This window comes from Pantoea sp. Acro-807, from assembly GCF_011752675.1.
Classification (GTDB): Bacteria; Pseudomonadota; Gammaproteobacteria; order Enterobacterales; family Enterobacteriaceae; genus Pantoea; species Pantoea eucrina.
The window spans coordinates 73,849-86,261 of sequence record NZ_VWXE01000009.1; the positions used below are offsets into that span (position 1 = coordinate 73,849).

The 12,413-nt window shown below is 57.2% G+C and carries 9 protein-coding genes; 6 read left to right on the forward strand and 3 right to left on the reverse strand.

The genetic code is table 11. The features are described from left to right. The first annotated feature begins 263 nt into the window (after window positions 1–263). Both F3J39_RS16770 and iolB read left to right on the forward strand, forming a co-directional pair. The gene (locus F3J39_RS16770) at window positions 264–1,769 is read left to right on the forward strand and encodes a CoA-acylating methylmalonate-semialdehyde dehydrogenase (protein ID WP_104086009.1); all 1,506 of its coding nucleotides are present in this window, start codon (window positions 264–266) and stop codon (window positions 1,767–1,769) included. Window positions 1,770–1,789: 20 nt separating this feature from the next. Further along, a complete protein-coding gene (gene iolB, locus F3J39_RS16775; protein ID WP_104086010.1) occupies window positions 1,790–2,608 on the forward strand; it encodes a 5-deoxy-glucuronate isomerase in 819 nt (272 codons plus the stop codon). A 57-nt stretch (window positions 2,609–2,665) separates the two neighbouring features. On the opposite strand, the gene F3J39_RS16780 is transcribed toward iolB, so the two are convergent. Further along, window positions 2,666–3,511, reverse strand: coding sequence for a MurR/RpiR family transcriptional regulator (locus F3J39_RS16780; protein WP_039380996.1), 846 nt, complete (start codon window positions 3,509–3,511; stop codon window positions 2,666–2,668). A gap of 262 nt (window positions 3,512–3,773) precedes the next feature. Then, on the reverse strand, window positions 3,774–5,687 hold the full coding sequence (gene iolC / locus F3J39_RS16785; protein ID WP_108570178.1) for a 5-dehydro-2-deoxygluconokinase: 1,914 nt from the start codon (window positions 5,685–5,687) through the stop codon (window positions 3,774–3,776). A 537-nt stretch (window positions 5,688–6,224) separates the two neighbouring features. Between iolC and iolD the strand changes: the two genes are divergently transcribed. The 3 genes from iolD to iolE are packed head-to-tail and all read left to right on the forward strand — an operon-like array spanning window position 6,225 to window position 10,188. Further along, a complete protein-coding gene (iolD, locus tag F3J39_RS16790) occupies window positions 6,225–8,159 on the forward strand; it encodes a 3D-(3,5/4)-trihydroxycyclohexane-1,2-dione acylhydrolase (decyclizing) (protein WP_039380990.1) in 1,935 nt (644 codons plus the stop codon). Between the two features lie 59 nt (window positions 8,160–8,218). Further along, window positions 8,219–9,232, forward strand: coding sequence for a Gfo/Idh/MocA family oxidoreductase (locus F3J39_RS16795; RefSeq protein WP_039380988.1), 1,014 nt, complete (start codon window positions 8,219–8,221; stop codon window positions 9,230–9,232). Between the two features lie 59 nt (window positions 9,233–9,291). Continuing rightward, complete coding sequence (gene iolE / locus F3J39_RS16800; RefSeq protein WP_071669280.1) at window positions 9,292–10,188, forward strand: myo-inosose-2 dehydratase; 897 nt, start codon at window positions 9,292–9,294, stop codon at window positions 10,186–10,188. A 144-nt stretch (window positions 10,189–10,332) separates the two neighbouring features. Here iolE and glpD read toward each other — a convergent pair whose 3' ends face one another. Further along, complete coding sequence (gene glpD / locus F3J39_RS16805) at window positions 10,333–11,841, reverse strand: glycerol-3-phosphate dehydrogenase (RefSeq protein WP_166714454.1); 1,509 nt, start codon at window positions 11,839–11,841, stop codon at window positions 10,333–10,335. Window positions 11,842–12,069: 228 nt separating this feature from the next. On the opposite strand from glpD, the gene glpE reads away from it, so the two are divergent. Continuing rightward, entirely contained in the window at window positions 12,070–12,396 is a 327-nt protein-coding gene (gene glpE / locus F3J39_RS16810) for a thiosulfate sulfurtransferase GlpE (protein WP_166714455.1), read from the forward strand. Window positions 12,397–12,413 lie beyond the last annotated feature (17 nt).

Sequence of the window (12,413 nt, forward strand, 5' to 3'; positions counted from 1 at the left end):
AAAACAGTAGATCCGCTTCGCAAAAATGCGCCGTTAACATTATCTGCAGTAACCAAAACGTTGGCTGATGAGAGTGATCATCGCCCCGTCAGCCAGAAAAAATGCGATCCAGCCCGCTAAAAGAAAATCTTCCAAAAAAGATTATTTGAAAAATTTATTTCATTGTAATAGCTTCATAGCACGCTTTTCATCTCACCTGCCCGGGTAGCCTGACGCTAACCCTTTGCTGCCTGCAGGGCCCTTTACATCAATGAGGCATCGACATGACTATTATTGGAAACTTTATCGGTGGCAGCATCACGCACAGCGCCAGTAATGAAACCATTCCGGTTTACGATCCGGCAACCGGCAAAGTGGTGCGTGAGCTGACGCAAAGCACCGCTGCAGAAGTAGAGCAGGCGATTGCGGTAGCGCACGCTGCCTTTCCGGAATGGTCGAAAACCGCGCCGCTGCGTCGTGCGCGCGTCATGTTTAATTTCAAAGCGCTGATGGAAAAGCACCGTGATGAGCTGGCAGCCCTGATCGTCTCAGAACATGGCAAGGTCTGGTCAGATGCGCTCGGTGAGCTGACGCGCGGTATTGAGGTGATTGAGTTTGCCTGCGGCATTCCGCACCTGCTGAAAGGCGAAAACTCGCCGGGCGTAGGCACCGGCGTTGACAGCTACTCACTGATGCAACCGGTGGGCGTGGTGGCAGGCATTACGCCATTTAACTTCCCGGCGATGGTGCCGCTCTGGATGTTCCCGATCGCACTGGCGTGCGGAAATACCTTTATTCTCAAACCACCGGCTCTGGATCCGTCCGCATCGGTGCGTATGGCGGAGCTGCTGAAAGAAGCGGGCCTGCCGGATGGCGTATTTAACGTTGTGCACTCATCTAATGATGATGCAGAACAGCTGTATAAAGATCCGCGCATCGCGGCCGTCAGCTTTGTCGGCTCGTCCGGCGTTGCGGAGCACATCTATAAAACGGCCAGCGCGCACGGCAAACGCGTACAGGCGTTTGGCGCGGCGAAAAACCACGCTATCGTCATGCCGGATGCCGATCTGGATGCCACCGTCAATGCCATCATGGGTGGTGCGTTTGGCTCAGCGGGCGAGCGCTGCATGGCGCTGCCGGTAGTGGTTGCCGTCGGCGATGATACCGCAGACAAACTGATCGCCCGCCTGACGCCGCTGATCAAAGCGCTGCGCGTGGGGCCAGGCATGCAGCAGGGCGCGGAAGAGAATGAGATGGGTCCGGTGGTCTCTGCCGCTCATCAGAAAAAAGTGCTCGGCTACATCGATAAAGGTGAGCAGGAGGGAGCGAAGCTGGTGGTCGATGGCCGCACTATCCGGGTCGCGGGCCATGAAGAGGGCTACTATGTAGGCGGCACGCTGTTCGATAATGTCACCTCCGATATGGTGATCTGGCGTGAGGAGATCTTTGGCCCGGTGCTGAGCATTATGCGCGCCAGCGACTTCAGCAGCGCGCTGCAGCTGGTTAACAGCCATGAGTTTGGTAACGGCAGCGCCATCTTTACCAGCAATGGCCACACCGCGCGCGAGTTTATTCAGAACGTCGAGGCGGGCATGGTGGGCGTAAACGTTCCGGTGCCGGTTCCTATGGCGTTCCACAGCTTTGGCGGCTGGAAACGTTCCGTGTTTGGTGCGCTGAATGTGCACGGCCCGGATGGCGTACGTTTCTATACGCGGATGAAAACTGCCACCGTACGCTGGCCCAGCGGCCAGCAGACCGTATCGGAATTCAGTATGCCTACGCTGGGTTGAGGCGGTCACAGGAGGAAAGCATGTCCCTGATTTCAAAAGCACAGCAGCCTGACAGCAGCGGTCGTATTCAGCACGTCACGCCGCAGAGCGCAGGCTGGGAATATGTTGGCTTTGCGGCTTACCTGCTAAAGCAGGGCGAGACGCTGACGCTGCAGAGCGGTGAGAAAGAGCTCTGCCTGGTGCTGGTCGCCGGGCGGGCGTCGGTTAAAACCCGTCACGCTGCCTTTGCCGGTATTGGCAAGCGCATGTCGCCGTTTGAGCGGACTCCCCCGTGGTCAGTCTATGTGCCGCACCACGATCAGGCGGAGATCACCGCAGAAACCGATCTTGAGCTGGCCGTATGCAGCGCGCCGGGACATGGCGATCTGCCGGCCCGGCTCATCCCGCCGGAAGAGGTAGGCATTGAGCATCGCGGCAAAGGGCGTAACCAGCGTCTGGTGCATAATATTCTGCCGGATAACAAAGCGGCGGACAGCCTGCTGGTGGTGGAGGTTTATACCGGTGAAGGAGCGACCAGCTCCTGGCCAAGCCATAAGCATGATGATAAAGCGAGCCCGGATGAGACCTATCTGGAGGAGACCTATTACCATCGCTTTGATCCGGAACCCGGTTTTGCTATGCAGCGGGTCTATACCGACGATCGCTCGCTGGATGTCTGTATGGCGCCCGGCAATCGCGATGTGGTCATGGTGCCACGCGGTTACCACCCGGTCGCCACGCTGGCGGGCTATGACAACTACTATCTCAACGTGATGGCGGGACCGGTACGGCAGTGGAAATTTACCTGGGAGAAAGATCACGCCTGGGTAAACAGCGATAGCTATCCACGCAGCCGCTGAGTCGCGGTATGGAGGGTAAAAGGGCAGCCAGCGCGCTGCCCTTTTTTATGGGTGCAGTTATTCCGGCTCGCTGCTGTTAGTCAGCGCCAGCGACACGGCCAGCGTCTGCGCCAGACAGAGTGAAGCAACCTGAGAACGGAATCCATCGACCTGCGCTTCACGAACCACAAAACAGACGTCGCTGAAGGCGGCCAGCGGGCTGACCTGACTGTCGGTGATAGCGATCTGATGCGCGCCGCGTCGGGCGCCCAGCTCGACCAGCTCAACGGCTTCGCGGGCGTAGGGCGAGTAGCTGATAGCGATCACCACATCTTTGGGATTCACCATGCTCAGCTGCTCGGCAAACATGCCGCCGAGACCGTCAATCAGGAACGCGCGGCGCTCAAGGTGACGCAGCGCATACACCAGATAAGAAGCCACACTGAAGGAGCGGCGCAGGCCAATAATGTAGATATTCTCCGCCTCATTCAGCATCTGTACCGCTTTGTTGAGCTGTTCAGGGTTTATCTGCATCGCCAGCTGCTGCAGCGCCTGACTGTTAACCATGGTGAAGACGTTGAGGATCTCCATCGGGCTTTCCGGCGAGCTGGCGCTGTCATCGGTGGCCGTCTGGCGAAACAGGCGCGCGCGCTCGGTATAATTAACGGTCTCTTCCATCAGATGCTGACGAAACACCTGTTTCATTTCATTGAAGCCGCTGAAGCCAAAAGCGTTGGCAAAACGGATCAGCGTGGAGGGCGGTACATCAGCCTGCTGAGCGATAGAGGCGACGGTATCAAAAGCGATGCTGTTGCTGTTATCGAGAATATAACGAGCCACCTGCTTCAGACGCTTGCTCAGCGTCTCGTAGCGACGACGGATATCGTCCTGTAGCAGAGTGAGCTGGGTTGGATTATTGGTCATTGCTTCGGCCCGTTAACAAAAGAAAAATGGCTGGATAATGAGCGCTATAGTACCAGATGGATGGAAAATTTCATTCAATTGTCATCAGCAGCGCATCTATTTCATTGGATTATGCAATACCTCACAAAACCGCGTGGCGGCAGTACGGTTTGCGGTGAAGTTATCGGAGGCCGGAAAGAGAGAGGCACGGGAAAGAGCTAAAGCAGAGGGTTGCACCCTCTCCGCCAGGGGAGAGGGTGTGCGGAAACAATGCCCGCCGGATCTAACCGCGCGCCGCGCGCCAGTAGCCAATCAGGCGCAGATAGTTGCCTTTTACCGTCTCAATCAGCGTCTGGTCATCCAGCTCGCCTTTCAGCCACTGACGTGAAGGCTGACCAAAGATGGTGCGCCCGACGGCAAATCCTTTTACCCACTCCGCCTGCGCCGCCGCGGCAAAGCCCGCCTTGAGCTTATCTTCCGGCGCGTCCAGGCCAAGCAGCAGTATGCCGCGACAGTACGGATCCTGCTGTTCAATCAGCGCACCTATCGCCTGCCAGCTCTCTGCAGAGAGCGGCGGCAGTTTCCACCAGTCGGGCTGAATGCCGAGGCTGTAGAAGTGGCTCAGCATCTCATGATAGTAAGACTCGTTGTGATCCGGATTGCTCTCCGGCAGGATCACCTCTACCAGCAGCTCATGCCCGCTCTTGTTACAACCGCGCCAGACATCCAGCAGCAGCGCATCCTGCTCATCGCGCAGCTCAGCGCTGTCGTGCGGATGGTAAAACACCAGGCACTTCACCACGTGCTCCGCCGGCCAGTCGATCAGCTGCGAGCCGATATTGCCATGCTCCAGGCGCAGCGGCCGCGATCCGGGCTGCTCAATCGGACGACCAATCCACCACTTTTTGCCGGTGATGGCGTTCAGCGCTTTCTGCCCGTAGGTGGTATCGGCCAGAATGCCGCTCTTTTCATTCAGGCCTGCTTCTGCCGCCGCCTCCTGCGCCGCCTGCAGCAGCAGCAGTTTCAACTGCGGAATGCGCGTCTCGCTGACGCCCGCTTCCAGCGCCATATCGGCCAGCTGTTTACGGTGGTCAAAGGCGAACACATTCAGCTCCGGCCACTGCTGCCGGCGCGTGGTGACCCGGTGCAGGTGAGTAAGGCGCGTATCGCGATCTGGTCGTTTAACCTCACGGTCGCGGCTGAGGAAATCATCCAGCTCCGCTTTAGTAGGCATTGCCGGCGCGCAGCCGTGCCGCGACACCACCAGCGCGCCACAGGCATTCGCGTAGCGACACGCCTGCTCCCAGCTCTCATCGTTCAGCCAGCCGCGCAGCAGACCGGACATAAATGCATCGCCCGCACCCAGTACGTTCAGCACTTCAACCTGCACGCCGCTCTGCAGCCGGGTCTGTTCCCAGCTGTCCGGAATATCGCCCTCAAACACCACGCAGCCCAGCGGACCGCGCTTGCACACCAGCGTGGCCTGGCTTGCCTGGCGCACATTTTTTAGCGCCGTCAGCGTATCGGTACTGCCGCCGGCAATGTGAAACTCCTCTTCGGTGCCGACGATAAGGTCAAAATAGTGCAGCACTTCCTGCAGCTGGCGGGTTACCTGGCCCGATTCAATAAAGCGCGTCTCACCGTCGCCCAGTGAGGTCAGGCCCCACAATACCGGCCGATAGTCGATATCCAGCGCGGTACGCAGCCCGTTGCGGCGGGCAATATCCAGCGCTTTCAGCACGGCGGCGCGGGTATCCGGATGGGAAAGGTGCGTGCCGGTAATCGCGACCGCGCGTGAAGAGGTAATGAACGCCTCCTCAATATCATCCGGCACCAGTCCCATATCCGCGCAGTTATCGCGATAGAAGATCAGCGGAAAGGTCTCTTCATCTTTAATGCCGAGGATCACCAGTCCGGTCAGACGCGTTTTGTCGGTGATCAGGCCGTCAGTATTACAGCCGACGCGCTGCAGCTCTTCACGTAAAAAACGGCCGTTATGTTCATCGCCGACGCGCGCCAGCATCGCAGATTTCAGCCCCTGAATGGCTGTGCCATACGCCACGTTGCCTGAGGATCCACCCAGATATTTATTAAAGCTGGTCATATCCTCTAAGCGCGAACCGATTTGCTGACCATAGAGATCAACGGCGATGCGTCCGATACAAATCACATCAAGCCGCTTCTGTTGTGTACTCATACCTATAGTTTCCTTCTGTGATAAGCAGGCACGAACATCATCACCCGTGTCGGGTGCGCTGCTGTCGGGTTCTCAGAATGCCTGACTGGCTGGAAAATCAGTATGAGGAATGAATATTTCATAAACAACATAAAATGAAACATACATCTTTATTTTGTGAGCCAGGTAAAATTACCGCTCTGCGCAACAGAGCAGGGGTAACGTCGTAAACAGGCGCGGCATCTCCGGGCTGTGAAGCCGATCGCAGGAAATATCAGGTAAATAGCAGAAGCTCTCCGGGTGAAACAAAAGTTCATAACCGCGCCACGCTTTCTGGCTTCGTTCCACTTTAGCCACGCAGAAACGGCTGCTCAGCCACTTTACTCTGCTGAATTTGATCTCCATCGCAAAATGAAATGTTTCTTCTGTAATTGTATTTTATGGAAAAAATATTTGTTTATAATCGCCGCATGTTTCACTTATGCGCGGGGCAGCCAGACAGCCTGCTCCGGGTCGCGAGGCTCCTCTGCGGATGCCGGCAAGCAAAGGAAAAGAGATATGGGCACGATCAGACTGACAACGGCACAGGCGCTGGTGAAGTTTCTCGATAATCAATATCTGAATGTCGATGGCGCAGAGAGCAAGTTTGTGAAAGGCGTGTTCGCCATTTTCGGCCACGGTAACGTACTCGGTATGGGTCAGGCGCTGGAGCAGGATAGCGGCGATCTGATTGTGTATCAGGGACGCAACGAGCAGGGTATGGCGCATGCTGCGACCGGCTTTGCCAAACAGTCGCTGCGCCGTCAGATTATCGCCTGTACCTCGTCGGTAGGCCCGGGCGCGGCCAACATGATTACCGCTGCGGCAACCGCCACGGCCAACCGTATTCCGCTGCTGCTGCTCCCCGGCGATGTGTTTGCGACCCGCCAGCCCGATCCGGTGCTGCAGCAGATTGAGCAGAGCCACGATTTAAGTATCAGTACCAATGATGCTTTCCGCGCCGTCAGCAAATACTGGGATCGCATCAGCCGCCCGGAGCAGCTGATGTCCGCCTGTATTAACGCCATGCGCGTGCTGACCGATCCCGCCGAAACCGGTGCAGTGACGCTCGCCCTGCCGCAGGATGTACAGGGCGAAGCGTGGGATTTCCCGGACTACTTCTTTCAGAAGCGCGTGCATCGGCTCGATCGCCGCCTTCCTTCTCCTGCGCAGCTTGAGGCTGCGCTGGCGCTGATTGCGCGCAAGCACAAGCCGCTGATTGTCGTGGGCGGTGGCGTCAAATACTCCGGAGCGGGCGAGGCGCTGCTGAAATTTGCTGAGCGCTTCGCGATTCCGTTTGCGGAAACGCAGGCGGGCAAAGGCACGCTGAGTTCCGAACATCCGCTGAACCTGGGGGGCGTGGGGGAAACCGGCTCTCTGGCCGCTAACCTGCTGGCGAAAGAGGCCGATCTGGTTATCGGTATCGGCACCCGCTATACCGACTTCACCACCGCGTCAAAATGGATTTTCCGCCATCCGGAGGTCAGCTTCCTTAATCTTAACGTCAGCAACTTCGACAGCTACAAGCTCGATGGCGTGCAGCTGCTCGCCGATGCGCGCGAAGGGCTGACCGCGCTGGCGCAGCAGCTGCAGGGCTTTGAAAGCCACTGGGGCGATCAGATAGAAGAGGCGCAGCGTCAGCTGCGGCAGGAGACGCAGCGCGTCTATGCTGCTACCTGGAACAGCGATGATTTCGTTCCGGAAATTGCTGACCATATCGATCGCGACGCGCTGTTTGCCGAATTTCAGCGTCTTACTCAATCCGTGCTGACGCAGAGTAGCGTGCTCGGCACGCTGAACGAGCAGCTGCCGGATGACGCAGTCATTGTGGCCGCAGCGGGCAGCCTGCCGGGCGACCTGCAGCGCGTCTGGCGCACCCGCAGTTACAACGACTATCACGTGGAGTATGGCTACTCCTGCATGGGTTATGAAGTCAACGCCGCGCTGGGGGCAAAGCTGGCCCAGCCGCAGCGTGAGGTCTATGCCATGGTCGGTGATGGCTCTTTCATGATGCTGCACTCAGAGCTGGTGACGTCGATTCAGGAGGGCGCGAAGATCAACGTCATCCTGCTGGATAACATGACCAACGGCTGCATTAACAACCTGCAGATGGAACACGGTATGGACAGCTTTACGACCGAATTCCGCTTCCGTAATCCGGAAGGGGGGCGGCTCGATGGCGGCTTTGTGCCGGTGGACTTTGCGGCCATTGCCGCCGGATACGGCTGCAAAACCTACCGCGTCACCACGCTTGAGCAGCTGAAGGCTGCGCTGGCCGACGCACAGCAGCAAAGCGTCTCCACCCTGATTGATATCAAAGTGCTGCCAAAAACCATGGTGCACAAATATTTCAGCTGGTGGAACGTCGGCGTGGCGCAAACCTCTGAATCTGAGCGTACGCAGCAGGTCGCTGACAAGCTGAATCAGCACATTCAGCAGGCACGTAAATATTAACGCTTCTGGCCGGCGCAGATCGGCCGTCTTATCTCTTATCTGACTCTACAGGTGTAATCATGACGCTCAAACTCGGGGTAATCGGGACCGGTGCAATTGGTCAGGAGCATATCCGTCGCTGTAACAACGTACTGCAGGGCGCAAAAGTGGTGGCGGTTTCCGACATCAACGTTGAGGGGGCCCGGGCGGCGCTGCAGCGGCTGAATATCAGCGCGGAGGTTTATCAGGATGGTCATCAGGTGATCGCCTCGCCGGAGGTTGACGCCATTCTGGTGACCTCCTGGGACCCGACGCATGAAGAGTTTACCTTGGCGGCTATCGCTGCCGGCAAGCCGGTATTCTGTGAAAAGCCGCTGGCGATGAGTGCGGAAGGCTGCCGCCGTATTGTGGATGCGGAAATTCAGCACGGTAAACGGCTGGTGCAGGTGGGCTTTATGCGCCCGTATGACGCGGGCTACCGCGCCCTGAAAAAAGTGATTACTGAAGGTGAAATTGGCGAACCGCTGATGCTGCACTGTGCGCACCGTAATCAGAGCGTGGGTGAGAACTACACCACCGACATGGCCATCACCAACACGCTGATCCACGAGCTGGATGTGCTGCGCTGGCTGACGGAGGATGACTATAAATCGGTGCAGGTGGTCTTTCCGCGCGTCACGTCAAAATCGCATGCGCAGCTGAAAGATCCGCAGATTGTGCTGTTTGAAACGCAGAAAGGGATCCGCATCGATGTGGAGATCTTCGTGAACTGCGCCTATGGCTACGATATCCAGTGTGAAGTGGTGGGAGAAGAGGGCATCGCCCGTCTGCCAGAACCGTCGGCGATCCAGACGCGTAAAAATGCGCGCCTCGGTACGCCGCTGCTGACCGACTGGAAAGATCGCTTTATCGACGCCTATGACGTCGAGCTGCAGGCGTTTATTAACGATGTTAAAGCCGGTGAGCTTACCGGACCTTCCGCATGGGATGGCTTTGCCGCTTCAGTAGCAGCTGACGCCTGCCTGAAGGCGCAGAACAGCGGCGCGATTGAGCCGGTTGAAATGCCACCGCGTCCGGCATTCTACAGCAAATAACCTGCTACTTTTTTTGCGGCGGCGCGGCTGCTCCGCCGCCCTGATTCCGGGATCTGAAGATGAACAAAGAGAATGTAAAGCTGGCGATAGCGCCGATCGGCTGGACCAATGACGACATGCCCGATCTGGGCAAAGAGAACACATTCCAGCAGACGGTCAGTGAAATGGCGCTGGCCGGTTTTACCGGCAGCGAAGTCGGCAGTAAATACCCGCGCGATCCGGCGATTCTGAAACCGATGCTCGATATCCGCGGCATTGAGATCTGCAACGCGTGGTTCAGCACCTTTTTTGCTAACGGCGATAAGGCGAAGACCATCGATGAGTTCATCAACCATATGAACTTCCTGCATGCGATGGGCGCGCGCGTTATCGGCTGTTCAGAGCAGAGCAAAAGTATTCAGGGTACCACGCTGGCTGTGTTTGAGCAGAAACCGGTGTTCAGTGACGAAGAGTGGCGCCTGACGGCGGAAGGCTATAACGAACTGGCGCAGCTTGCCGCAGAAAAGGGCATGCGCGTGACGCTGCACCACCATATGGGAACCGGGATCCAGACGCCGGAAGAGATTGACCGTTTTATGGCGCTGACCCACGACAGCGTAGGCCTGCTCTATGATACCGGCCATATTTACTACTCTGAAGGATCGCAGCAGGCGATGCTGGACGTACTGACCACGCATCTGCCGCGTATTTTCCACGTGCATCTGAAAGATGTGCGCGACGAAGTGGTAGCTGAAGTGCGCGGGCAATCCCTGTCGTTTCTTGATGGCGTGAAGAAAGGCACCTTCACCGTGCCGGGAGATGGTGCGATCGATTTCGCGCCGGTGTTTAAAATTCTCGACGAGGCAGGCTATAAAGGCTGGATGGTGGTAGAGGCGGAGCAGGATCCGGCTATCGCCAACCCGTTTGAATATGCGGTAAAAGCGCGCAAATATATCCGCGAACACGCCGGGCTCTGATTGCTGCTCTGTGCCAGCGCCGCTGCCGCTTCTGTGGGGCAGCGGCGCTGTTCTGTTATCCCTGCACGCTCTTCCTGAATCGGTTATCCGGCGACATAAAAAACCCCGCAGCGGGTGCGGGGTCGGTAAAGCGGATAACAGACCTTACGATGCGAGCGAAAGCGCCGGCTTCTGGCTGTTGCGCGCCAGCCACTCGCTGATGCGCGCCTGCTGGGCCGTGTTCAGCCACATACCCTGCTTGGTACGGCGCCAGATAGCATCATCCAGTTCACGTACCCACTCGTTTTTGACCAGATAACGCAGTTCAGCTTCATAGAACTCATGACCAAAATTCTCGCCCAGATCGGTCAGGCTGGTGGCACCCTCAAGCAGCATTTCGGTGCGACTGCCGTAGGTGCGGGCATAGTGCCGCGCCATGTTTTCGCTGATAAAGGGATAGCGGCGACGCAGACCGGCAGCGTAGTCCTCACGCGTACCGGAGAAATCACCACCCGGCAGCACGGCATTTTTTGTCCAGGCCGGGCCGGCGTTCGGGTAGTACTTCGCCAGTTTCTCCATCGCATGCTCTGCCAGCTTGCGATAAGTAGTCAGCTTGCCGCCAAACACTGACAGCAGCGGCACCCCGCCGTTATCATCACGCACGTCCAGCGTATAGTCGCGGGTGATCGCCTGCGGTGAATCTGACTCATCATCACACAGCGGACGCACGCCGGAGTAGCTCCAGACGATATCATCTGAGGTCAGCTGCTTTTTGAAGTGCGCGTTAAACACCTTCAGCAGATAGCGCGTCTCTTCCTCATCAATTTTAACGTTTTTCGGATCGCCTTTGTACTCAACGTCGGTGGTACCGATGATAGAGAACTCATCCATCCACGGAATAACAAACACGATACGGTTATCTTCGTTCTGCAGAATATAAGCCTGCTTTTCGGTGTGCACGCGCGGCACCACGATATGGCTGCCTTTAATAAGGCGAATGCCATAAGGGGATTTCAGCTTCAGGCCGTCGTCAAACAGCTGTTTAACCCACGGGCCGGCCGCATTAACCAGGCCTTTAGCGCGCCAAGTCAGAATTTTGCCGGTATCGACCTCTTCTGCCTCAACCATCCACATGCCGCCTTCACGCCATGCGCGGTTAACGCGGGTACGGGTGCGCACTTCGCCACCTTTACGCTCAACTTCCTGCGCGTTCAGCACCACCATGCGGGCATCATCCACCCAGCAGTCGGAATATTCAAAACCGCGCGTAATTTCCGGCTTCAGCGCCGACTCCGCGCCAAAGCGCAGACCTTTACTGCCCGGCAGCGTAGTGCGCTTGCCGAGGCGGTCATACATAAACAGGCCCATACGGATCATCCACGCCGGACGCAGGTGCGGGCGGTGCGGCAGGCGGAAGCGCATCGGGAAAGCGATATGCGGCGCCATTTTTAACAGCACTTCACGCTCGGCCAGCGCTTCGCCAACCAGACGAAACTCGTAGTGTTCAAGGTAGCGCAGGCCGCCGTGAATCAGTTTGGAACTGGCGGAGGAGGTGGCACACGCCAGATCCCGCGCCTCCAGCATCAGCACAGACAGTCCGCGTCCTGCAGCGTCCACTGCAATGCCGGCTCCGTTGATGCCGCCGCCGATCACGATCAGGTCTTTGGTTTCCACGTCATCTCCTCCGATGTTCGGAATAGTTCTAAAATGTTCGTTTTCGAGCGTAATAATAATCGGAAACCAACATTTTCGCCAGTCTTTAACGCAATAAAAACATTCCTGCGTGATGCAGCTAACATTCCGGCAGGAAAAAAAACAGATAACCCTTTTCTTTATCAGGTTATGGCACCTGTTTCTCAGGGTAAACTAGGCGCAAACAGAACAGCGAAATGAGAGATAACGATGGAAATCTTCGAGTGTATTAACGTTCAGCAGGCAAACACGCAGCTGGCGCAGGGCGCGCAGTTAGTCGATATTCGCGATCCACAGAGTTTCGCCCTGGGACATGCCGCTGGCGCGCAGCATCTCTCCAATGACAACCTGGCGGACTTTATCGCGCAGGCGCGCCGCGATCTGCCGGTGCTGGTGATGTGTTATCACGGCAACAGCAGCAAAGGCGCCGCGCAGTTTCTGCTGGGGCAGGGTTTCAGTGAGGTGTACAGCATTGATGGCGGGTTTGACGCCTGGCGTGCAGCGTTTCCTGCGCAGACCGCGACCGGTAGTCTCTGACCCGCCACCTTAAGGAG